The sequence below is a fragment of the Alcaligenes nematophilus genome (assembly GCF_026344155.1).
In the GTDB taxonomy this organism is placed as follows: domain Bacteria; phylum Pseudomonadota; class Gammaproteobacteria; order Burkholderiales; family Burkholderiaceae_B; genus Alcaligenes; species Alcaligenes phenolicus.
The window spans coordinates 1-1649 of record NZ_JAPKMZ010000014.1; the positions used below are offsets into that span (position 1 = coordinate 1).

At 58.0% G+C, this 1649-nt stretch carries 1 protein-coding gene; it reads left to right on the top strand.

The features are described 5' to 3' along the window. The coding region (locus OSH04_RS19645; RefSeq protein WP_266109102.1) for an Ig-like domain-containing protein at positions 1-1649 on the top strand (1649 nt) is incomplete at both ends.

Below are 1649 nucleotides of genomic sequence, written 5' to 3' on the forward strand. Positions count from 1 at the left end.
ACAGGCGACGACGTGATCAACAAGGAAGAGTCGGGCGGCGACGTCACGATCACCGGTACGGTTGGTAAAGACGTCAAACCTGGCGACAAGGTTGTTGTGACTGTCGGCGGCAAAGAATACGAAACGACTGTTAACCCAGACGGCAAGACCTGGAGCGTGGACGTCCCCGGCTCCGAACTGGTCAACAACGACAAGGTTGAGGCCAAAGTCACCACGACGGACGACGCTGGTAACACCACGACTGCGACCGACGAGAAGCCTTACGATGTCGACGTTACGCCTCCTGAAGCCGAGATCGCTATTAATGTCATCGCTGAAGATGACGTCATTAACAAGGCCGAGTCCGAATCCGACGTGACCATCACCGGTACCGTGGGTAAAGACGTTAAGGCTGGCGATACCGTGACCGTGACGGTCAACGGTAAGGATTACACCACCACCGTTAACGCTGACGGCAAGACCTGGAACGTGGACGTTCCTGGTACCGAACTGGCTCAGGACAGCAATGTTCACGCCAAGGTGGAAACGGAAGACGCCGCCGGTAACCCCGCTTCGGCTGAAGCTGACCGTGGCTACGGTGTCGACACCGACCTGCCCGAAGCTTCGATCACGATCGACACCATTGCCGGTGACGACGTAATCAACAAGGCCGAGTCCGAGTCCGACGTGACCATCACCGGTACCGTGGGTAAAGACGTCAAGGCCGGTGATACCGTGACCGTGACGGTCAATGGCAAGGACTACACGACCACCGTTAACGCTGACGGCAAGACCTGGAACGTAGACGTTCCTGGTGCTGAGTTGGCTGCTGATTCGAACGTACACGCCAAGGTTGAGACCGAAGACGCTGCCGGTAACCCCGCTTCGGCTGAAGCCGACCGTGGCTACGGTGTCGATACCGATCTGCCAGAAGCTTCGATCACGATCGACACCATTGCCGGTGACGACGTGATCAACAAGGCCGAATCGGAAGGGGATGTCACTGTTACCGGTACTGTGGGTAAAGACGTCAAGGCCGGTGACACCGTCACTGTGACCGTGAACGGTAAGGACTACACGACCACCGTTAACGCTGACGGCAAGACCTGGAACGTGGACGTTCCTGGTGCTGAGTTGGCCCAGGACAGCAATGTTCACGCCAAGGTCGAGACTGAAGACGCTGCGGGCAACCCTGCTTCGGCTGAAGCTGACCGCGGCTACGGTGTCGATACCGATCTGCCAGAAGCTTCGATTACCATCGACACCATTGCCGGTGACGACGTAATCAACAAGGCCGAGTCCGAGTCTGACGTGACCATCACCGGTACCGTGGGTAAAGACGTCAAGGCTGGCGACACCGTCACTGTGACCGTGAACGGTAAGGACTACACGACCACCGTTAACGCTGACGGCAAGACCTGGAACGTGGACGTTCCTGGTGCTGAGCTGGCCCAGGACAGCAATGTTCACGCCAAGGTGGAAACGGAAGACGCTGCGGGTAACCCAGCCAGCGCTGAAGCCGACCGCGGCTACGGTGTCGATACCGACCTGCCAGAAGCTTCGATTACCATCGACACCATTGCCGGTGACGACGTGATCAACAAGGCCGAGTCCGAGTCTGACGTGACCATCACCGGTACCGTGGGTAAAGACGTCAAGGCTGGCGACAC